Genomic DNA, 20481 nt, shown 5'->3' on the forward strand with positions numbered 1-20481 from the left:
TGCGGATCGCAGCACGCCGCGCCGCCCAAAGCATCCGGCCCTGCCTCGACGACATCATCGGTACCGGTGAGCACGAGCGTCCCGCCCAGTACCCCTGCCGCCGCGCCCGTTTCCCCCAGCACCACCGGCCAACAGCCGTGCGTCGGGTTGTCGATATGCACCCCACCGCCGCCGGACGCCGAGGGAAATCCGCCGTGCTACTACTCCGACGGCTGGCGTGCCGATGGCTCCGGCGCCGGGATCGAAGTGTGGTACTTCCGCGATCCGAAGAATCCGTCGCAACCGGATAAGGTGACGGCGTTGGTCCGCAAGAAGGACGGCACCAACGAATCGCAGGACGCGAACATCGGGGCCGACCAACAGGTGCATCGCTTCGAATTTCCGGCCACCGCACAATCCACGGTCGACGAGGTTCTGTTCGTCAGCGGCACCGGTCGTTGCTTCGTGATCGGGCCATAAGCCTGACGCCCGGCAGCCTCCGAGATCACCTCAATCTGCTGGTCGACGCTGCATAAGCCGCTGGACCTGCCCGTAGGCGTCAATCGGGCTGTGCAGCGCCAGTCCGCCGTCGGCAAATATCGTTTGCCCTGTTACCCAGCTCATATCGAGCACCGCGACGATGGATTCTGCTACATCGTCCGGTTGCCCAAGGCGGCCTAGCGCAGTGCGTTCCGTCAAACCCTCGACCCATCCCGGCAGCGCCTCGGGTTTGGCAAGCATGGGGGTGCGGGTGACACCGGGACCTACGGCGTTGACCCGGATTCCGTGGCAGCCCCATTCCGCGGCCGCCACGCGCACCAGCATGTCGATGCCCGCCTTCGATACGCAGTACACGCCCATATCCCTATCAGCCAGTGTCCCGCTGATACTGGATACGGCGACAATCGACCCGCCGGCACCGGCCTCGATCATGGTGCGTGCCACGGCGCGCATCGTCAACCAGGTCCCGGTCAGGTTGACGTCGAGCACGTGTTGCCACTGCTCTGGTGTCTGCTCGAGCAGCAGGCCGGAGGCGCCCACTCCCGCGCAAGCCACGAGGCGACCGGCCGGCCCGTACCGCTCAATGGTCATTTCGATAGCTTCCGTCACCGAGTCCGGAACACTGATGTCACAGTCGATGTCGCCACCCGCGACGTCCCAGACGACCACCTGCTCTCCAGCTGTGCGTAACCGGTTGGCCGCCGCGAGGCCGATGCCTGAAGCTCCACCGGTCACGATCGATGTCATCAAGGCTCCATTCGACAGATCACAGGAACGAATTCTCCTCAGTCAGGCCGATCTCCGGGAACGCCCCGAGCGCGAACGTCTCAATGTTGCCAAAACCCGTTCCGCCACCCACCGGGTCTTCCACTCGCACCAACAGATCGCGCAACTGGTGCAATTTACGCGCGGTCGCAGGATCGTCACAGTCGTCGACATGGTTACCCTCGATCTTCAGGTCACCGACCCACTGCCCCAGAACCCAGTCGTTCCAACCGTAATAGCCGCCAGTACCGAGATGGAAGCCAGTGTCGCCAGCCGCGGACAGCGTCAGCGGCCGCTTGGTGCCATCGCCATCGATCAGTGTGATCGTCCCGCGCGTGAAACGTCGGTTGTCGTCGCGGAAGTGCAGATCTTGCTCCACGGCAGCGAAGCGGTGCGAACCACTGTCTTGATCCTGTTGCTCGGCTTGACACCGCGTGGACTCGAAACCAGGGCCCCGTTCCTGCTGGAAGAAAACGAATAACGAGTATTTTGTTCCGTCGTTACGGGACAGGGTCATTGGCAGCCAGGTCATCAGCATCTGCTTTACGTGGCGGCCGCCCCGCGGTAGTCCAGGAATGGGCTTGCCTACACCGGGGCGCAGGCCCCACGAGTGGTCGCGAACGGAAATCCACTCATCCGGCTTGATCTCAACACGCTCGCCGTGCAGCTGCGCCCACCCCGATGCGACGCCAATCTGGTGGTATCGCAACACATTATGAGTCACCCGGAATCCGTCGGGACTGCGGTCTGGCCAGGGATCCTCCAACGCCGCGGCGAAATCTCCCGTCATGACGACATCGAAGGCGATGGGCTGGTGCTCGTTTTCGTCAAGTCTGATACGGATGGAGCGCAGGGGTTCAACGACCTCGTAATGGATGGGTCCGACGTTGGTGCTAGCCGGATCTTGCGACAAACGACGGCCAGCGCGCACCGTCCACTGCTCGGTGCCCCGGCACAGCCCCGACGCGCCGTCGAAGACCCCGCGGTTGGTGTATTTGCCGATTCCCAGCACGACCTGCAGGGAATTGTCCCGGGCGTGCGCGGTCGTCCAGATTTTCTCCGTCCAAGACGGATCCGACTGGCTGACCGTCGCAAAAGTATCCACGATCTGGTGGGTGAGGAGCTCGTCCTCTGGCACCAGACTTCCGTAGTTAGTGGACAACACCGATTGTCACCTTTCCGCAATGATGTTGGCCCGCAACGTTGTCGACGGTCACGTGTTCACATGCCATGTGTGTTCTCCGATGCACCGTAGAACGTCGTCATATCCGTGCCCCGCTCATACTCACGGATCCACGTGTCGAACCAGTCGGGTAGGGGCTGGTCGGCCGGATCGTGGTTGGGGGTCTGCGACAAAAGCAGTCTCCACAGCATCGTTGCAAGTTGTCTGGTGGGTACGGCTTGAAACATCGTCGTCGATGAACCCGCGCGCGCACGCCGTCGACGGCCACCCGGACCCCGGTACTTCAGTTCCCGGGTCAGGGCCGACGCCAAGACCTCCTGAACCGAGACTCCCCGGTCCTCGAACGGGACGTGTTCATCGAACGATGCCGCGATCTCTTGGCTCAATGCACCGACGTGACGGAACGTTTGGCGAATGCACCTCACCCGATGCCAGGGGGTCTTCGCGAGGTGGCGGTACAGGATCAATCCTGAACTGCGATGTTCGATCTCCTCCACGAAGTGCCACATCATCAACGACGCCACTCGTCTGTCGCCTCCGTCGAACAGCGAATCACGATTGTCGAGAACAACTTTGAATAGCGGTGTGAAGGTGGCCTCGAGGTTGGCGACGTATGCGGCGTGAAACTCGACGGGTTGGTCTTCGATCAATTTGTCGTATGCGCGCACGCTGTTCTCGTAACACTCCTCCAGCCCGGGATACCGTTCGATGAGCGCCAGCATGTGTTTGCGGTGAGCAGAGGCGTGCTGGGCCTCTTGACGCAGGAACGCCTCCGCCTCTTCGGCGATGGCGGGATCCTCGTCCAGCCGATCCTTTGCCTGCCGCAGCGCGGCGATGATGTACCTCTCGAACGGCACTGCGATGAACGTGAATGCGTTGCAAAACGCGGAGACGCTCGGATTGGCCGGCTGCCACAGGAACGGTACCGTCGCGTCGAACTCGAACGGCATCTTGCGGATAACCAGGTCTGTCATTGCTGTGTGCCTCCACTGCGCCGGTTTACAGCGCTAACCCAACTCGTCACGCAGGAGTACCGGACGGCCGAGACGTCGGGTAGAGTTAGTGTGACATTTGACCGCTTATATGTAAAGGTTGGCGATGCCGACTCGATTGCCTCCGAACGCCGAAAGCTCGACGCGGCGGCGCATCCTCGCCGCCACCTTCGTTGTGCTCGCACGCAGCAGCCGGAAAGACTTGATGCTGTCGGAGGTGGCCGCCGAAGCCGGCATCTCGCGACCGACGCTTTACCGGTACTTTCCCTCGAAAGACGCTCTGCTGGATGCTTTCGGGCTTTACGAACAGGACAACTTCGACGCGGGAATGGCGAATGCGGTGGCCGGCCTGAGCGGGTCGCAACGACTCGATGCCGCATTGCAATTCATCGTGGACTTCCAGCACTCCTATTCGCTGGGCTTCCTTGTCGACGTCGAACCGGAGTTTGTGCTGGCGCAGATGCGTCGGGTGATCCCGCTGCTCCATGACCGCGTCGCACGCAACATCCCCGGGAACAATGCCGAGATCGCGGCCGCCACGGTAGTGAGCGTGGCGGTGTGCCACTACCTGGTGGGTGGAAACGATCGCAATAGATTCCTGGCGGAATTGCGCCATGCAGCGGGTCTGGACGCAACGGACGGCCGAGGCGCCCGTCCGGTGGCCAGCGCTTAATCGTTTTGCAGCCAGCGGCAGACAACCTCGGCGACGCGGGCGGGCTGCTCGAGGTGCAGAAAGTGGCCGACTCCGTCGAGCAATCGAAAGGACGACCCAGGGGCGGGTAAGTGTGCCGCTACGTCGGCGAGCAGTTCGGCGCCGATGGCTCCATCATCCGTCCCGTGGATGTACAGAGTGCGCACAGGCGGCGCGGTCATCGTGGCGACCGCCTCGGCCACGGCCTCGGGGTCGCCGAACTCGACGTTGAACGACGCCCGGTACGGGCTGACCATCCCCCCGATCGTCGCCTCGGTCGCCACCGCACGCAGCCGGGCGATGTCGTCGGTGGCGTCGTAGCCCGGGGACCAATCCGCCCACAACGACTCCCAGAAACCCGGTTGCAGCAATGCGAATTCGGCGAGACCGACCTGCTGAATGAACCAGATGTAGAAGGACCGCTTGAGTTGCTGGTAGCTGAACATCGATTCGCCGAGGGCATTAGTCGGCGGAACCGCCAGGGTGACCAATCGGGCGTAGGCGCCGGGGTCGGACACGACGGCACCATATCCGGCATGGGCACCCCAGTCGTGGCCGATCAGAACCGACCCGGAACCCCCGGTCAACAAGCATCGGTCCGAGATGTCGCCACGTATACGGAGTGTCGGGAAAGCCGTGGACCAAGACGGCCAGCGGACGCGTCACGTCGTCGATGTCGCCGAAGATCAGCGGACTCAGACCAGCCAATGCATGCTCCTCGAGTGACTCGCCCTGCGCATTACATCAGATCCGCGCTGCGTAATCCTTGTGTACTTTACATCCGTGTCATGACATGTAAAGGTTGGCTATGGCTGGACTAACGCTTGCCCATCGCGATCTCGCGGCAACGCGCGAGCGGTTGGAGCGCTGGTTCATCGATAAGTCTGGTGACGACGTCACGTTGTCCGACCTGACCGTGGCCAACCAGTCCGGCGGTTGGTCGAGTGAGAGCCTGGTGACCACCGTGACGGATGCGGAGGGTCGCCGCGACGTCATAGTGCGGATTCCGCCCGCGGGCGGCGGACTTTTCGCCCAATACGATCTCGAAAGCCAGGCTCGAACTCAGGACCTGGTGCGAGGCTACGGTGTTGCCACGCCGAGTCCGCTTGTCTACGAATCGGATACCGCTTGGATCGGGTCGAAATTCCTGGTGATGCCCCGAATCCCTGGACATATTCCCGGTGACATGACCTACGCCCGCAAAGGCTGGCTGCGTGACGCGGATGTCACCTTACAGAGACGCGTGCATGACTCGTTCTTGGCGACCCTTGCTGCGCTGCAACAGATTCCACCAGAGGAAGCGTCGTGGCTGGTTCGCCCTACCGGGATGGGTCTCGACGCAGAGCTGGCTTGGTGGCGTGAATACATGATGTGGGGCGCCGACAACCAGGTGCCCGAGCTGCTGATCGACGCGTTCGACTGGCTAACCGACCATATCCCTGAGGATCCCCCTGAGTCCCGCTTGTGCTGGGGCGACGCGCGAATGTCCAACGTGATATTCGACGACGCCGGCAATATCGCCGCGGTGTTGGACTGGGAACAGGCTTGCCTGTGTCCGGCCGAGGCCGACTTTGCATGGTGGCTGGGTACCCGGCGGCAGATGCTGGCGGTACACGGTATCGACGCCGACCCCGAGTTGCCAGGCTTCGACAGCATGGACCAGGTGATCGGCCGCTACGAGGAGATGATCGGCCGCCGCTTGGTCGACCTGGACTGGTATGAGCATTTCGCGATGGTCCGTATTGGATGCTGCACACTGCGCATCCAGGTGCTGTTACAGGGCATGGGCCAGCCCGATCACTTCCTCACTCGCGCAACGCTTTTGCCGGCTTGGACCGTAGAGGCGATCCGTGCTTGAGGCCGTGGGCAGGCGCGGCGCGGCACCGTCCGTCGCGATCATCGGCGGTGGATTTGCCGGCATCGCTGCGGCCGTCAATCTCGCAAAAGCCGGTCTGCACGATTTCACCGTTTTCGAGAAGTCGAGCGATCTCGGAGGCACCTGGCTGGACAACCGCTATCCAGGCGCGGAGGTCGATGTCCACTCGGTGCTGTATTGCTTCTCATTTCACCCGCACGACTGGAGTCGTACCCACGCCCGTCAGGCCGAATTGCACCGATACCTCGAGGGCGTTGTCGACGAATACGGGCTGAGGCTGCACTTCCGCTTCAACACTGCGGTCGAGGAGGTCCGCTGGGACGACGACTCAAGTGGATACGTGTTGCGTACAGCCGATGGCCGGCTGCGGACCTTCCGCGCGGTAATCAGCGCAGTCGGAATGCTCAACGTGCCCAACTACCCCACTTGGCCGGGACTCGACAGCTTCGCCGGGCCCAAGCTGCACACCGCGCGATGGGAGCTAATCGAACTCGCGGGCAAGAGAATTGCGGTGGTCGGAACCGGATCGAGCGCGGCACAGGTGGTTCCCGCGATCGCGCGCGTGGCCGAGCGCGTGGTCCTGTTTCAGCGCGAGCCGGGATGGATCCTGCCCAAGCCCGACCGGGACCTGTCCGCTGACGAGCGGGCGCGGCTGCGCCGTCCATGGACTCGTCGTCACGAGAGACTGCGGCAGTTCTGGCTTCTCGAAATCGGGCAACTGTTCGGCGCGCTACACCGGCCGGGGACCAAGATCAATTCGCTTGCGGAGGCACGTTGCCGCAAATACATCGCGGACGTGTTCAAAGATCACCTCGAGCTGGCCGAGGCCGTCACGCCCAAATATCCCTTTCCCGGAAAGCGGCCGGTTCTCACCAAAGACTTCTATCCGGCGTTGTTGCGGGAGAACGTCGAGCTCGTTCCGCACGCCGTGCAATCGGTCACCGCGAACGGCGTCGTTGATGTACGCGGGGTCGAACACGCGGCCGACGTGCTAATCATGGCGACCGGGTTTCAGCCGGCGCATTACCTTGCTTCGTACCGGGTCGTCGGCCGTTCCGGTCGGACATTGCACGAGTTCTGGGCTGGTGAACCGCAGGCATTCGCCGGGATCACGGTGCCGGACTTCCCGAACTTCTACATCCTGTACGGCCCGAATACCAATGGCGGCGAGATAGTCTCGGCACTGCAGCGTCAGGCCGAATTCGCGGTGCGATCGATCAAACGACTGCGCGACACGGATGTCGCCGCAATCGAGGTCCGGCCGTGGTTCTACCGCCGCTATAACCAATGGGTACAAAGCGCGCTCGCCAAGACGGCCTGGGTAGGGTCCAACAACTACTACAAGTCACCGTCGGGCCGTGTGGTCACACAATGGCCATATGGAGCGATCGTGTACGCCACGGTGACGAAGCTTTTCGGTCGGCTGTCCGAGAAGACCTATCGGCGCCACCTCCGGCGTGTGAGCAGTACTAATGGCAGACAGCGAATCAGCGCCGTTCCTGGCGGCGGCTCACCGGGGCGGTGAAGCCCTCGGTGTCGTCGAAGAAAGCCCATTGCCCCTCGTCGTTGACCTCCATGCGCCAACCCAGCTCGGTATTGCCGCCAACCGAGTTGACGAACCAGGCGTGCGCGGCCTCCGCGTTGGCAAAATTCTTCGCCGCGACGACCCGGCCATGTGGGTCGATAACGCGAAACTCAGGCATGGGATCTAAGTATCCCTGCCAGCGCGTTTTCAATCCCAGAAATCGCCCATTTGCCGGTGAACGCTGGGTTACACCGTGCGGGCCAACCGGTGGGCGAGGATCTCGGCAAACCTCGCCGGATCGTCAAGCGCGCCGCCTTCGGCAAGAAGCGCTGTGCCGTAAAGCAATTCCGCGGTCTCCGCGACCGACGGATCGTCTCTGCGGTCCTGGTGCGCTTGGCGCAGGCCGGTGACGAGCGGGTGGTTGGGGTTGAGTTCGAGAATTCGCTTCCCCACCGGAATGTCCTGCCCGGACGCACGGTACATGCGGGCGAGCGCCGGGGTGATCCCGAAGGCATCGGTGATCAGGCAGGCGGGCGAGTCCGTCAGGCGGGTGGACAACCGAACCTCCTTGACGTGGTCGGTCAAGGTGTCCTTGAGCCAGGCGAGCAGGTCGGCGAATTCCTTCTGCTGTTCCTCACGCTCGGCCTCGCTCTCGTCGCCGTCGGCGCTGAGGTCCACCTCGCCCTTGGCGATCGACTGCAGCGGCTTGCCGTCGAACTCCGTCACGGTGCCCACCCACACCTCGTCGACCGGGTCGGTGAGCAGGAGCACCTCATAGCCCTTGGCCTTGAACGCCTCGAGGTGCGGCGACTTCAGGATCTGCTGACGCGAGTCGCCCGTGGCGTAGAAGATCTGCGTCTGACCCTCCTTCATGCGCTCCACATATTGGGCGAGCGTGGTGGCCTCCTCTTCGCTGTGCGTCGAGGCGAATGAGGAGATCTGCAGCAGCGTCTCCTGGTTGTCGAAGTCCGACAGCAGGCCCTCCTTGACGACCCGGCCGAATTGGGTCCAGAAGGTCCGATAGTCGTCCGGGCGCTCGGACTGCAGATCCTTGATCGTGGAGAGAACCTTCTTGGTCAACCGGCGCCGAATCGCCTTGATCTGCCGATCCTGTTGCAGGATCTCGCGCGACACGTTGAGCGACATGTCCTGCGCGTCAACGACCCCCTTGACGAACCGCAGGTATTCGGGCATGAGCTCGTCGCAGTCGCCCATGATGAACACGCGCTTGACGTACAGCTGGATCCCGGTCTGGCCGTCCCGGTTGAACAGGTCGAACGGGGCGTGCGACGGGATGAACAGCAGCGCCTGGTACTCGAAGGTGCCCTCGGCCTTCATCGCGATGACCTCGAGCGGGTCGTCCCAGGCGTGCGCGACGTGCTTGTAGAACTCCTTGTACTCCTCCTCGGAGACTTCGTCTTTTGGCCGGGCCCACAGAGCCTTCATCGAGTTGAGGGTTTCGGTCTCGATGGTGACCGTTTCCTCGCCGCCCTCTTCGGTCGCGGGGGTACGGCGCTCGACCTCCATCCGGATGGGCCACGCGATGAAGTCGGAGTACTTCTTGACCAGGCTCCTGATCTTGAACTCCGCGGTGTAGTCGTGCAGCTCGTCCTCGGCGTCCTCCGGCTTGAGGTGCAGGATGACCGAGGTTCCCTGCGGCGCCCCGTCGACGGATTCGATGGTGTAGGTGCCCTCGCCGCTGGATTCCCACTTGGTGGCGTCGCTCTCGCCGGCCTTGCGGGTGAGCAGTTCGACCTTGTCGGCGACCATGAAACTGGAATAGAAACCGATACCGAACTGGCCGATGAGTTCCTCTGAGGCCGCGGCGTTCTTGGCCTCGCGCAGTTGCTTGCGCAGCTCGGCGGTACCGGACTTGGCCAGCGTGCCGATCAGATCGACCACCTCGGCGCGGGTCATCCCGATGCCGTTGTCGCGGATGGTCAGGGTGCGCGCGCCCTTGTCCACATCGATCTCGATGTGCAGGTCGGAGGTGTCGACGTCGAGGTCCTTGTTCCGGAACGCTTCAAGCCGCAGCTTGTCCAAGGCATCGGAAGCGTTAGAGATCAACTCCCGCAGGAATGAGTCCTTGTTGGAGTAGACGGAGTGGACCATCAGATCCAGCAGTTGGCGAGCCTCTGCCTGAAATTCCAACTGCTCGACGCGTGCGTTCATGAGATTCCCTTCGACAACATGACGTTCTAAATTTAGCGAGTTGTGTGCCAGCGGTGTGCGGTGGACCCGTGCTGTTCGGCGGCCGCCGGCTCTAGGCTGAACGCATGTCTGTTGCTCAACGCGAACGTGCCGCCCTAGTTGAAACCATGCGCGGCGCCGGTCCGGACGCGCCCACCCTCTGCGAGGGATGGAAGACGCGGGATTTGGCCGCCCACCTGGTGATCCGTGAATATCGGCCCGATGCGGCGCCCGGCATCTTGATCCCGTTCTTCGCCTCGCACACGGAGAAGGTGCAGAACCAGGTGGCCGAGCAGAACGACTGGGACGAGCTGGTGGGCAAGCTCGCCGCCGGCCCACCGGTCTACTCCCCACTGAAATTGCTCGACCCGGTGGCCAACGTGGCCGAGATGTTCATCCATCACGAGGACGTGCGACGCGCGCAGCCGGGCTGGCAGCCGCGCTCTCTGGAGCCCGCCCTGAGCAAGATGCTGCGACGCACCCTGCCGCTGATGGCGAGATTCACGCTCGCCAAGGTGCCCGGCCGGGTGGCGTTGCGCACCTCGGAGGGCAAGACGGTGCTCACCGCCGGTCAGGGGCCGGCCGTGACGGTGACCGGGACGCCCGAGGAACTATTGCTGTTCGCGGTGGGGCGGCAGGCCCAGGTCGAATTCGACGGCGATGCCGCGGCGGTGCAGGCCGTCCGCGATGCGCCCAAGGGGTTGTAGGGGCCGGCCATCACCCCGGCTGCGCGGCGTCCCGGGGGCATAACCGCAATTCAAAACTCGATAGCGCCTGCGCTATCGAGTTTTGAGGCAGCCTTATCCCCGAGGACCGCGCGGTCACCCAAAGGCGCCGGGGTCACCCGAAGGCGTGGCGCTCACCCAAACGCGTCACGCAGGTCTTTCTTGATCACCTTGCCGAATTGATTACGCGGTAGCGTAGCGACGACCACCAGGTGCTCGGGGTGTTTGTATCGGCTAAGACCCCTTGATTGACAATGTCGCACAAGGGATTCCAGCGACACACCGTCGTCCGTCGCGGGCACCACGACGGCGCAGACGCGTTCGCCGGTGCGCGGGTCCGGAATCCCGATGACGGCGACATCGGCGACGGCGGGATGGGTGGCCAGCGCATTCTCGATTTCGAGGGCGGAGATGTTCTCCGCGTTGCGGATGATCGCGTCCTTGGTGCGGCCGGTGACGCGAACATTGCCGTCGGCATCGATCAGGCCGAGATCGCCTGTGCGCAACCAGCCGTCTCTGTCGAACGCATCGGCGTCAAGTGTCGGGTCGGCGTAGCCGAGGAAGCATTGCGGTCCCTTGAGTCGCAGCTCCCCTTCCTGTCCGGCGCCCAGTTCGAGGCCGCGGCTGTCGACCGCGCGGACCTTGACCCCGGGCACCGGCGGCCCGACGGTATGGTCGAGCACCTCGGGCGCCGCGGTCAGCGAGGGCGAGGTCGCGCACGGAAACTCGGTCATCCCCCAGGCATTGGCGATTCCGGCCAGACCGAACGCTTCGCGGACCTGACGCCCCAGTTCGGCGGTGACGGGTGCGCCTCCGGCCAGGCAGCCACGGACCGACGGAAACAGCGGCCGATCGCCATGGGCCCGTTGGGCTTCGAGGAAGGCGACGAAGAACGGGGTCGCGGTGCCCAGGAACGTCGGATTGTGCGCGGCGATGGCCCAGGGTGTGGTGGCCGGGTCGAACGTCTCGAACAGGGCCAACCGCATGCCGGTCAGCAACGCGGTGGCCAGCATCGCGGCCCCACCGATATGTGCGATCGGGAAGGCGATCGGATCCACGTCACTGCTGTTGGCCCCCACCATGCCGACCACTCCCGCCGAGCCGGCGATGACCGACGTATCGGTATGACGGATCCCCTTGGGGGCCGCGGTGGTTCCCGAGGAGTAGTAGATCCACCGGGCGTCGTCGGCGGAGGTGGGCGGCGCCGGGAGTGCCCCGGTATCGGCGCCCGGCAGCCGCAGCGCGCCCGCGGCCGGGGGCGTGTCCAGGTCGAGGGCGATGACCTCAAAACCCTTGTCACGCGCCAACTCACGAGCCAGCCCACCGTGGTCGAATCCGCGCCAAACCTGTGGTGTCACAAAGACTTCGGTGGCCAGCTGACCGGTGATGAAGCCAACCTCGCTTTCCCGCAGTATCGGGATGATCGGATTCTGCACCGCACCGAGTCGGGCCAGCGCGGCCATCACCACCATCGTTTCCAGCCTGGTGGGCAGCTGCCAGGACACCGCGGTTCCCGCGCGGACTCCGCGTTCGGCGAGGGCGGCAGCGGTTACGCACGCGGCGTCGCGCAACTGACACGCGGTCAGGCTCCGCCCGTATTCATCGGCGAGCAGTGGCCGGTGTGGTTCTCGCTGCGCCGCCTCGGCAATCAACGCCCAGAACGTCACTCGACCTCACCCGGCTGACGGATCGGTGGAGGGCGGACGAAATCCCGCGTGCGCGACAGCGACGGACACGCCGGTGCCGATCGGCCCCTTCGCGTCCACCAGGACCGCCGAGCCGCTGGCCACCCCGTCGTGACTGTGGTGGGTGAGCGAGGCTAGCCCGATGTGGTCGCCCTCGGGCAGTCGGCTGAGGGTGAGCGTGTAATCGACGTTGATGAACTGCAGGGAGTTAGTGCCCCAGTTGGCAATCGAGGCCGTGATGTCACCGGCCATCGCCACTCGGGCGAAGGCGGTGAGTGGTTCGTCGTCGATCAACGGGCGCGTCTCGTGGATCCAGGTGTATTTCGGGCCGTCCGTCTGAGGCCAGTCCGGGTCGGGATTCTGCACGTCGGCGCCCCAGCCGTAGGTTCGCATGAACAACGTCGAGTAGGCCTCGTCCAGCGGAATCGGCGGCATTTGCACCGGCGGTGACCAGACGTGCCCGTCGGGCTGTGGGCCGCGCCGCAGAAACAGCGCGCTCGCCTGGGCAACCGGGGCGCCGTCCTGGGTGATCACGGCCTCGACGAGCCGCAGTCGACGTCGGTCCTGCCGGACCTGCGTGTGCACCTCGAGGGGCGCCAACGCCGTTGGCCGGGGCAGGTCCACGGTCAACCGCGCCGGCTGCAGTTGCGCATCCTGGACCGCATTCTCGACCGCCCACGCCAGGAGCCCGCCGACGACATGGCCGCTCAACGACGGGCCCCATCCGCCGCGCGCGATTTTGGTTGGTACCAAGTAATTCTCGTCGCGCTCAAAGTATGGCGCCGGTTCTGCCCATTGAGCTTCATCCGGCACGATATTGGGCTCGGCCACTGCATGACCCTTCGCGTGATGGGATTGCGGGCTCTGCTGAGGCCGCAACTGTCGATGTTACAGTTGCGCTTCCAGTCGCTGGATACGCACCGCGCCGCGACATTCCGAAGGTCCGGCGATCAGCCGATCGCGGCGCCCACCAGATGACCGATCCCGTAGGTGACCGCCAACGCAAGGGTGCCGCCGATGGCGTTGCGGAGCACCGCACGGCCCTTGGGCGCTCCGCCCAAACCGGCCGAAACCGAGCCGGTGATCACCAGCGCCACGAGTACCGCGGCGACGGTGACCGGCACTCGCCACGTCGCCGGCGGGGTCAGGATAGCGATCAACGGCAACAGGGCACCGATCCCAAACGAGAGGGCCGACGACGATGCCGCCTGCCAGGGGTTCGTCAGCTCTTCGGGATTGACGCCCAGTTCGACCTCGGCGTGGGCGAGCAGCGGATTGTGGTCGGTGAGTTCCTCGGCCACGGTGCGCGCGGTCGCCGACGTCAGGCCTTTCGCCTCGTACAGGGCGGCGAGCTCGTCCAGTTCAGCGACGGGATCGTCGCGCAGTTCGCGGCGCTCCTTATGCAACAGCGCCTTCTCGGTGTCGCGCTGGGTGCTGACGGAGACGTATTCGCCCAGCGCCATCGACACCGCTCCGGCGACCAATCCGGCGGTGCCAGCGGTCAATATCGGGGCGCGTTCGGCGGTGGCCGCCGCGACCCCAACAACGATGCCCGCGGTGGAGACGATCCCGTCATTGGCGCCCAGGACGCCCGCACGCAGCCAATTCAACTTCGAGGACACCGAACCGACGTGCGGTTCGTGCGGATGTGACGCACTCGACACGGCCGCAACGATATAGAGGAAAACCCTGGTCCACCAGCCAACCTAGCCTTCCCAAACCCGGGCACGCACGCGCTGACGAGCGCGTCGGTCAGCAGTCGAACCTGCTGGTGTCCGAGGTGCGGCCCGCGCGCCGCGCGGCGTTGAATCGGGGTGGCTGGTGGCGGCTAACCAACGCGGGGTGGTGTGCCCGACCAGAAGTTCTGCATGGGCCAGTCACAGCTATTCCATAGGGAAGCTATTTAGCGTCGGGGTGGTAACGGGGGGTGTTTCAAGGAACTTCCTTGCAAGAAATCCCTGGTGGATAGGTGAAGCATCATGAGGTTGAAGCAACTTGTCGGAGGGGTGACCATCGCCGGAGCGCTCAGCGCTGCGGCTTTGGGAATGGGCGCCGGGTTTGCCAACGCTGCTCCCGGGGGGCCACAGCCTCCGGGCAATCATGGCGGGCAGGCGCCCGGTGGCGGCCACGCTCCCACTGGCCCCAACGATCCTGGTGGTCCCGGCGGCCCGGGTGGCCCGGGTGGACCTGGCGATCCCGGTAATCACCCCGGCGGTCCAGGCGGACCCGGTGGTCCGGGTGGGCCCGGCGATCACCCCGGCGGTCCAGGCGGACCCGGTGGTCCGGGTGGGCCCGGCGATCACCCCGGCGGTCCAGGCGGACCGGGCGGTCCCGGTGGACCCGGCCCCGATCACCCCGGCGGTCCAGGCGGGCCCGGCGATCACCCCGGTGCCCCCGGCGGATTCGGTGGACCGGATCCTCACCCTGGCGGCCCATGGCACGGGGATGCCCAGCGTGGTTACTTCCACGGGGCGCCGTGGGGCGATGGGCCTGGCCCGTGGGGCGCGGGCGTGCCGCCGCGGCCGGCGTGGGATCGACCGCTCCCTCCGCCGGGCGGGCACTGGGACTACGGCCCAATCAACTACTGGGGCTACCAGGAAACACCTATCTGGGATCCCGGTTTCAACCAGTGGGGCTTCTGGCTCTTCGGGGTGTGGGTCCCGCTGTGATCCATAGCTGACAAGACGCCCGCTTCGCCGAAAGGCGAAGCGGGCGTCGTCGCTTATATGCGTTGACTCCGAGCGATTTCGCGCTCGGCACCGGCTCTAACTTTTCGTGCCGACAGTCAACAGGTCGGACACGAGCGCCGTCCACACCGGTCTCGGGATCCGGTGTTGATCAGTGATCACAAACCCGGCGTTTTCGAACAACGTCCGCATCTCGGGCGCGGACGCGTTGTGTTGAGGCTTCCACCGGGATTCCGCGGATGACTGCAGCCGCGGTTGCCGCGTGCTCAGCGCCGACACGGCCACCAGGCCGCCAGGCGCCAGCACACGGTGGAATTCACGCAACGCCGCCGGCTGGTCGAAGAAGTGAAAGGCCGAGGTCGTCACGACGGCGTCGAGGGCGCCGTCGGCGAACGGGAGTTGCTCGGCCGGGCCGCGCATCCACTGGACCCGATCCGACCTCGCACGAGCCTGGCCGAGCATGCCCTCGGACATGTCGACACCGTAAATCTCGTCAGGCTGCAGCTCGCGCTGGATTCGGTCGCTTAAAATCCCTGTGCCGCAGGCGATATCAGCGATCTTGCGAGCCCCGTGGCTGCGCAGCTGGGCAATCACCTCGTTGTGCGGAGGCCGATATACCCACCGTTGCAGGAACGGCAGATCGTAAGCCGGCGCGAGAAAGCTCCATAGGCGCGTGACGGCCTCGTTGAGCCCTCGGCGCTGCGGTGCGGTCATTTATTCAGCTCCGAGCTGTAGTAGATGGTGTCGGCCATCGACACGGAGTCGTTGGTCTGCGGGATCGCCTCGAGACCGGAGTCGGCCAGCAGCTCACTCATCCGGATGCCGTCGGACCGCCATCCCAGGTTGTCCAGATAAAAGGCAACGTCGTTGCGCTCGCCCTGGTAGCCGAGGTCGCCGAACTCCAGGTCGAAGCCATGTTCACGCCATTTGGCGGTGGCCTGGCGCATCATTTCCTGGGCCTTCTCGGTGTCTACCTCGGACATGTCCGGAATAGCTTCGCACGCCAGCCGGCTGCCGCCGACGCTGAGTGCGGTGATGTTATCCAGCAGCCGATCTTGCGCCTCCGGCGGCAAATACCCGAAGAGCCCCTCCGCGATCCACGCGGTGGGCTGACTCTTGTCAAAGCCGGCTTCCACCAGGGCCTTTGGCCAGTCGTTGCGCAAATCGACGGCGACCGTGCGCAGCTCGGCCCGCGGGGCGGCACCCAGCTCGGCCAGCGTGGCGGCCTTGAATTCGATCACCTGGGGCTGGTCGATCTCGAACACCGTCATATCGACCGGCCACGCCAACCGGTAGGCGCGCGCGTCGAGGCCCGACGCAAGGATCACGGCCTGCCGGATCCCGGCCTGCGTCGCGGCCTGGAAGAACGAGTCGAAGAATCGGGTCCGGGCCGCCATCGCGGCGGGCATGTGTTCGAGCTTCCACCCCGATCCGTGGTCGTCGACGTCGGCGGCTGCCAGGTCGCCGGAGACCCAGCGTGTGAAGAAGTCCACGCCGACCGCACGAACCAGCGGCTCGGCGAATCGGTCCTCGATCAACGGGTTGTCGGCGTTGGTCGCGATCGCCCGCGCGGCTGCGACCATCGTCGCGGTCGCGCCCACACTGGTCGCCAAATCCCAGGTGTCGTTGTCTGTGCGCGGCATGCGGCTGCTGTCCCCCTCGGAGTAATCGGTTACTTAGCTGGTATAACGACCGGCGGGCGCGTGGAGTTCCCACGCCCCGCGGCCCAGCTATTTCGCCGGTCCGAGCGTCGTGTTGCCGCGATTAGACGAGGTTCCTAGCGCGGCCCGGGTCCACCCGGTCCCCCGGGTCCGCCCGGTCCACCGGGTCCGCCCGGCCCCCCGGGTCCGCCCGGCCCACCAGGTCCACCCGGCCCCCCGGGTCCGTCCGGTCCATTTGCGGCCGGCAGGAGGAACACGCATTGATTCAGCTCGACACTCCAGCCCCAACCGGGGGCGCATTCACCGTCGGCGCGGCTGATGGCCGGCGTTCCGATCACCGGCAACCCGGCCAACACGACAGCGATCGCACCGATCACGCAGCGCCGCAAGTAATGTCTCATCGCCAATCTCACTTCGTCGTTCGGGCAGGGCGGGCGGTGATGACCGGTCGCATCCGGATGAACCCGCGCCCATCATTGTGCGGCAATCGATCCGTTATCGTGCCGAATTGGCGAGCTTGAATGCCCTTGTCCGCCCGTGTCTTCAGTCGGTCATCAACTCGAAGACCGGGATGAGCCGGTGGGTACGTTGCTGGTATTCCCCGAAACCGGGGGCACGCTCGACCACGACCGAATAGACCGAATCCCTTTCGTCACGCGGCAATTCGCGCGCGGTCGCGGGCTTCGCAGCCCCCGTGCCGATCTCGACAGACACGTGGGGGTCGGCGCGTATGTTGTGCACCCAGGAGGGATTGTTGTCCCGCCCCGCCGCGGACCCGACGACATAGATTTTGCCGTCGATATCGAAGTAGGCGACCGGGTTGACCCGTTGGGCGCCGCTGCGCGCACCGGTCGAAGTCAGCAGCAACAACGGAAAGCCCTCGAACTGGCCGCCCACTTTGCCGCCATTGCGGCGGAACTCCTCGATGTTCTGCTCGTTGAATTCACGTTCCGCGCTCAGCGCATCGTCACCCATTGCGCCATCGTGACATGTGACGCGACCGTCGGCCAGCTAAGGATCGTTTTATACCGTGCCGCAACGTGATTCAACGACGGCGGGCGGGCCGCGCGCCCAGGTGCGTCACTGTCCCGCTGTCGGCGGCGCGGATTCGATGGTGGTCAGTTCGGTGAGACCGCTGATCCTGAGTACGGGCATCAGGATGGGGTGCGCGACGAGCTCGATGCGGTCGGCGTGGGCCGCCAGGGTGTTGATGGCTGCGCTGTCCAGGTACTCCACCGCACTGAGATCGACGAGTAACGCCCCGTCACCGCCGGTGGCCTCGGTCGCGGCGCTGGTCAATGCCACGCTGAACGCGTCGATATTGCTCAGGTCGATCTCCCCCGCGGCTACCAGCACGAATCTCCCGTCGCTGCCGCGCGCGGTGTCGAGCGTGAGCGGGGTGGTCATCAGGTGATCCTTGTGGATAGGTGGACTGTCGTTCCGTCGGTGTCGGGCCGGATATCGACCTCCTGCATGAGGGTTCGCATGAGCGGGATGCCCCGGCCTCGGTGAGGATAGGAAGCCGGTTGCGGAGCCTTCCACGAGCCGGTGTCCGTGATGGTCAATTGGACCTCGTCGCCGAGGGCGACCGCTCCCAGGCGAATAGTGCCCTGCGGTCTGTGGCGATGACCGTGTTCGATGGCGTTAGCAACGGCTTCCCCGGCGGCGACGAGCACGTTCAGGGTCTGATCCGGGTCCAACCGGACCCGGGTCAGCCAGTTGCGCAAGGCGGTGCGGGTGGGCGCAAGCTGAGAGACGTCGGCGGGGAACTTCAGCTCCAACGGCGCCGGATGGCGGTAAAGCAGCAAAACGACATCATCCTGGTACCCGCCTTCCGGCGCGACGCGGGACATCACCTGGTTCGCCAGATCTTCCAGTTTCAACGCGCGAAAGTCCTGCGCGACGGCGGCTACCCGGGAGATGCCATAGTCGAGCGGGATGCGGCGCCGTTCCACCAGACCGTCGGTGTACAGCAGCAGCGTCGAACGCGCGGGGATGGTCACCCGGGCCTCGGGGCGGATCCAGTTACCCCGTATGCCCAGCGCGATGGTGTGGCCCTCGTCGAGTATCTGGGTGCTGCCGTCGCCGTGCACCAGGATGGGCGGCGGGTGACCGGCGCTGGAGTAGACCAGTTCACCGGTCTCGGGGGTGAGCACAGCGCAGACCGCGGTGGTGCATTGCGCGCCGGGCAGCCGCGCGGCGAAACGATCCATCCCCGCGAGAGCTGCACCGGGGCTTGGGTTTTCGAAGAGGAGCGCACGGCAGGCGCTGCGCACCTGGCCCATCACGGTGGCAGCGGCGAGGCCATGGCCGACGCAGTCGCCGACGATCAACGCGATGCGCCCGTCGTCCAGGTCAACGATGTCGTACCAGTCACCGCCCACCTGGAGAGGTCTCGTGGCGGCCTGATAGCGCACCGCGAAGCCATTGGGAAGATCGGCGGGTCCCAGGATCGCGTGCTGCAGGGCCAACGCGGTTTCGCGTTGCTGATCGACCTGGTGCACCCGCTGCAGCCCCTGGCCCAAGCGGCCGGCCAGGACCGTGAGCAAGGTCTGGTCCTCGAGGGTGAACGGGCGCTGCTCGGTCAGATCCATCCAGACGACGAGCACACCGTCGGGGTGCTGCAGCGCAATGCCCGCCGTTCCCGGCCGCGTCCCATTGGGGGTGAGCAGCTCGCCGTCGCGCAGTGAGCTGAGCGCCTGTTGAGTTTGCGACGTCAGGTCGGCCCACTGCGTGGGCTCGCCCACCGACACCACCCGCGGCGCGCCGAAGGCCGTTTCCGTGGAGGAACCTTGCGTCGGGAAGGTGACGGCCAGCACGCGGCGCGCCCGCCAGAGCCGGCGCAGTTCCTCCGCGGCGGCTTGCACCGCGTCATCGACGGTGTCAGCTTGGGCCAGTTCCTGGTTGAGCGCGTGCTCGCGGCCCGCCGCCAACGCCAGTGCGATAGCCGCGTGCCGGGCGAAGTCACTGACAAGGTCGAGGTAGTCCTCACCGAACGCGGGTCGATGCGGCTCGCGTGCGACGGCGATGACGCCGAGCACCGCGCCGTCCGCAATCAGCGGCATGACGATCGCCGAGCGTTCACCGACGTCGGTGAAGCCCTCGATCGGGTACTGGAACGAATCGGTGATCAGCGGTAGGCCGCGGCGGGCCACGCCGCCGGTGGTCGAGCCTTCCATCGGAACCTGCCGGCCGATCACCTCCGAGGAGTACCGCCCCGCGGTCGCGGCCACGACCAGGGTGTCGACCAGGTCGACCGGCAATTCGGGCTCCTTGGGAACCAGCAGGATGGCCTGCTCGGCACCGGCCAGCTCCAGCGCCCGGTTCACGATGAGCTGCAACGGCCCCGTCTGCGGGTCTCCGGACAGCAATGCAGTGGTGATCTCGCGGCTGGCCTTCGTCCATTTCGCCGATTCACGCTCTCGCTCGAAGAGTCGGGCGTTGTCGATGGCGGCGGCCGCCGCCGTGGCCATGGCGCGTACGGCGCCTTCCTGCGAGTTGGAGAAGACTCGACCCGGCCGGTCGTCGGCCAGGTACAGGCTGCCGAAGTTGGCCGCCCGCACCGTAATCGGGATTCCGAGGAGTGCGTGCATCGGCGGCTCGCGTCCGGCCAGCTCAACGGTCTGGGGATGGGCACTCAGATCGTCGACGCGCAGACCATCGCCGACCGGGAGGTCGCCGAGCCGCCGAGCGGTGTCCACGTCTATTCCCGCATACACGAAAGAGACGAGCGTGCCGTCGGAGGCACGGATGCCCAGAGCGGCGTAGCGGGCGCCGGTCAGCTCCATCGCGGCTTTGAGGACTCGATGCAGCGTCACGTCCAAGTCAAGATCCGAACCGATCTCGACGATGACGCGCACGAGTTGTTCCATCTGGTCACGCGCTGCCACCAGCTCATCGAGCTGGTCATGCATGCGGCTCACCAGTTCGCGCCGGCCCTGCCAGGTGAAGGCGGAGTCACTCCGGTCGCTGTCCATAGGTACCAACGGTAACGGTCGGGTAAACGCGATGTTCGGGCCGC

20 protein-coding genes are annotated in these 20481 nt (G+C 65.2%); 6 read left to right on the top strand and 14 right to left on the bottom strand.

The genetic code is table 11. From position 1 onward, the window contains the following. Positions 1–66 precede the first annotated feature (66 nt). Positions 67–459, top strand: a complete 393-nt coding sequence (locus G6N50_RS09395) for a hypothetical protein (protein ID WP_179970107.1) — start codon at positions 67–69, stop codon at positions 457–459. A 30-nt stretch (positions 460–489) separates the two neighbouring features. Here the strand turns inward: G6N50_RS09395 and G6N50_RS09400 are convergent, their stop codons facing one another. The 3 genes from G6N50_RS09400 to G6N50_RS09410 are packed head-to-tail and all read right to left on the bottom strand — an operon-like array spanning position 490 to position 3402. After that, a complete protein-coding gene (locus G6N50_RS09400) occupies positions 490–1227 on the bottom strand; it encodes an SDR family NAD(P)-dependent oxidoreductase (RefSeq protein ID WP_083098682.1) in 738 nt (245 codons plus the stop codon). 19 nt (positions 1228–1246) lie between these two features. After that, positions 1247–2410 (bottom strand): hypothetical protein, encoded by a 1164-nt coding sequence (locus G6N50_RS09405; RefSeq protein WP_083098684.1) that lies wholly within the window; start codon positions 2408–2410, stop codon positions 1247–1249. Between the two features lie 56 nt (positions 2411–2466). Beyond that, entirely contained in the window at positions 2467–3402 is a 936-nt protein-coding gene (locus tag G6N50_RS09410; RefSeq protein WP_083098685.1) for a metal-dependent hydrolase, read from the bottom strand. Positions 3403–3526: 124 nt separating this feature from the next. Between G6N50_RS09410 and G6N50_RS09415 the strand changes: the two genes are divergently transcribed. Beyond that, positions 3527–4093, top strand: coding sequence for a TetR/AcrR family transcriptional regulator (locus G6N50_RS09415; RefSeq protein WP_083098687.1), 567 nt, complete (start codon positions 3527–3529; stop codon positions 4091–4093). On the opposite strand, the gene G6N50_RS09420 is transcribed toward G6N50_RS09415, so the two are convergent. After that, positions 4090–4701 (bottom strand): alpha/beta fold hydrolase, encoded by a 612-nt coding sequence (locus G6N50_RS09420; protein ID WP_332108049.1) that lies wholly within the window; start codon positions 4699–4701, stop codon positions 4090–4092. The genes G6N50_RS09415 and G6N50_RS09420 overlap by 4 nt on opposite strands. 269 nt (positions 4702–4970) lie before the next feature. Here G6N50_RS09420 and G6N50_RS09425 point away from each other — a divergent pair, with 269 nt between their 5' ends. Together G6N50_RS09425 and G6N50_RS09430 are read left to right on the top strand one after the other, a co-directional pair. After that, positions 4971–5969 carry a phosphotransferase family protein gene (locus G6N50_RS09425; RefSeq protein WP_232068921.1) on the top strand — a complete coding sequence of 333 codons (999 nt, stop codon included), beginning with the start codon at positions 4971–4973 and terminating at the stop codon, positions 5967–5969. Next, positions 5962–7512 carry a flavin-containing monooxygenase gene (locus tag G6N50_RS09430; protein WP_083098690.1) on the top strand — a complete coding sequence of 517 codons (1551 nt, stop codon included), beginning with the start codon at positions 5962–5964 and terminating at the stop codon, positions 7510–7512. The genes G6N50_RS09425 and G6N50_RS09430 overlap by 8 nt, the downstream gene beginning before the upstream one ends. Here the strand turns inward: G6N50_RS09430 and G6N50_RS09435 are convergent. Next, on the bottom strand, positions 7475–7690 hold the full coding sequence (locus G6N50_RS09435) for a hypothetical protein (protein ID WP_083098691.1): 216 nt from the start codon (positions 7688–7690) through the stop codon (positions 7475–7477). The genes G6N50_RS09430 and G6N50_RS09435 overlap by 38 nt on opposite strands. 68 nt (positions 7691–7758) lie before the next feature. Continuing rightward, positions 7759–9684: a molecular chaperone HtpG gene (htpG, locus tag G6N50_RS09440; protein ID WP_083098693.1), complete on the bottom strand. Its 1926-nt coding sequence runs from the start codon at positions 9682–9684 to the stop codon at positions 7759–7761. A 104-nt stretch (positions 9685–9788) separates the two neighbouring features. Here htpG and G6N50_RS09445 point away from each other — a divergent pair, with 104 nt between their 5' ends. Then, positions 9789–10409 (top strand): TIGR03085 family metal-binding protein, encoded by a 621-nt coding sequence (locus G6N50_RS09445; protein WP_083098694.1) that lies wholly within the window; start codon positions 9789–9791, stop codon positions 10407–10409. A 152-nt stretch (positions 10410–10561) separates the two neighbouring features. On the opposite strand, the gene G6N50_RS09450 is transcribed toward G6N50_RS09445, so the two are convergent. From G6N50_RS09450 to G6N50_RS09460, 3 genes are all read right to left on the bottom strand, one after another. Continuing rightward, positions 10562–12094: a class I adenylate-forming enzyme family protein gene (locus tag G6N50_RS09450; RefSeq protein ID WP_083098696.1), complete on the bottom strand. Its 1533-nt coding sequence runs from the start codon at positions 12092–12094 to the stop codon at positions 10562–10564. Positions 12095–12100: 6 nt separating this feature from the next. Beyond that, the gene (locus G6N50_RS09455) at positions 12101–12943 is read right to left on the bottom strand and encodes a thioesterase family protein (protein ID WP_083098697.1); all 843 of its coding nucleotides are present in this window, start codon (positions 12941–12943) and stop codon (positions 12101–12103) included. Positions 12944–13062: 119 nt separating this feature from the next. After that, the gene (locus tag G6N50_RS09460) at positions 13063–13776 is read right to left on the bottom strand and encodes a VIT1/CCC1 transporter family protein (RefSeq protein WP_083098699.1); all 714 of its coding nucleotides are present in this window, start codon (positions 13774–13776) and stop codon (positions 13063–13065) included. A gap of 315 nt (positions 13777–14091) precedes the next feature. Here G6N50_RS09460 and G6N50_RS09465 point away from each other — a divergent pair, with 315 nt between their 5' ends. Next, positions 14092–14781: a chitin-binding protein gene (locus G6N50_RS09465; protein WP_083098700.1), complete on the top strand. Its 690-nt coding sequence runs from the start codon at positions 14092–14094 to the stop codon at positions 14779–14781. A gap of 96 nt (positions 14782–14877) precedes the next feature. Here G6N50_RS09465 and G6N50_RS09470 read toward each other — a convergent pair whose 3' ends face one another. The 5 genes from G6N50_RS09470 to G6N50_RS09495 form a co-directional block, all read right to left on the bottom strand. Beyond that, positions 14878–15513 carry a class I SAM-dependent methyltransferase gene (locus G6N50_RS09470; RefSeq protein ID WP_083098702.1) on the bottom strand — a complete coding sequence of 212 codons (636 nt, stop codon included), beginning with the start codon at positions 15511–15513 and terminating at the stop codon, positions 14878–14880. Further along, positions 15510–16442 carry a class I SAM-dependent methyltransferase gene (locus G6N50_RS09475; RefSeq protein WP_083098703.1) on the bottom strand — a complete coding sequence of 311 codons (933 nt, stop codon included), beginning with the start codon at positions 16440–16442 and terminating at the stop codon, positions 15510–15512. The genes G6N50_RS09470 and G6N50_RS09475 overlap by 4 nt, the downstream gene beginning before the upstream one ends. Before the next feature lie 561 nt (positions 16443–17003). Beyond that, positions 17004–17435: a nitroreductase family deazaflavin-dependent oxidoreductase gene (locus G6N50_RS09485; protein ID WP_083100068.1), complete on the bottom strand. Its 432-nt coding sequence runs from the start codon at positions 17433–17435 to the stop codon at positions 17004–17006. A 105-nt stretch (positions 17436–17540) separates the two neighbouring features. Further along, positions 17541–17867, bottom strand: coding sequence for an STAS domain-containing protein (locus G6N50_RS09490; RefSeq protein WP_083100066.1), 327 nt, complete (start codon positions 17865–17867; stop codon positions 17541–17543). After that, entirely contained in the window at positions 17867–20437 is a 2571-nt protein-coding gene (locus G6N50_RS09495; RefSeq protein WP_083100065.1) for a SpoIIE family protein phosphatase, read from the bottom strand. The genes G6N50_RS09490 and G6N50_RS09495 overlap by 1 nt, the downstream gene beginning before the upstream one ends. Between the last annotated feature and the right edge of the window lie 44 nt (positions 20438–20481).

It is taken from the genome of Mycobacterium mantenii (assembly GCF_010731775.1).
Classification (GTDB): domain Bacteria; phylum Actinomycetota; class Actinomycetes; order Mycobacteriales; family Mycobacteriaceae; genus Mycobacterium; species Mycobacterium mantenii.